Genomic DNA, 401 nt, shown 5'->3' on the forward strand with positions numbered 1-401 from the left:
CCGTGTACGCTTAGTCACTTAACCATACAACCCAAACGGGTCTTTGTTTTGTGACAGTTTAACTTCGCCAGAAGTTAATATTGAATACTAAAGTAGATACCAATCAATCAACTCATAAGAGTTAATTAAATGGCACTGAATGGTACTGCTACCATTCTTTTTTTACTTTTGAAAACTCTTGATAAATAACAATGTTATTCATCAGAATTTTATTATCAGCTTTTCCAAATTTTTAAAGAGCATATTAATTAGTTATCCCGAAGGACAAGCACTAATTAACAATCATCTGTGTGGACACTACGAACAAATAAGTTCTAAATCGTATAAGGAGGTGATCCAGCCCCAGGTTCCCCTAGGGCTACCTTGTTACGACTTCACCCCAGTCATGAATCACTCCGTGG

General features: G+C 36.4%; 1 rRNA gene. It reads right to left on the reverse strand.

What is annotated here, in order from left to right:
• Positions 1–324 precede the first annotated feature (324 nt).
• A 16S ribosomal RNA gene (locus tag H5087_RS20040) occupies positions 325–401 on the reverse strand; the annotation flags it as partial.

The sequence above is a fragment of the Pseudoalteromonas sp. SR43-7 genome, from assembly GCF_014163785.1.
GTDB lineage: Bacteria > Pseudomonadota > Gammaproteobacteria > Enterobacterales > Alteromonadaceae > Pseudoalteromonas > Pseudoalteromonas distincta.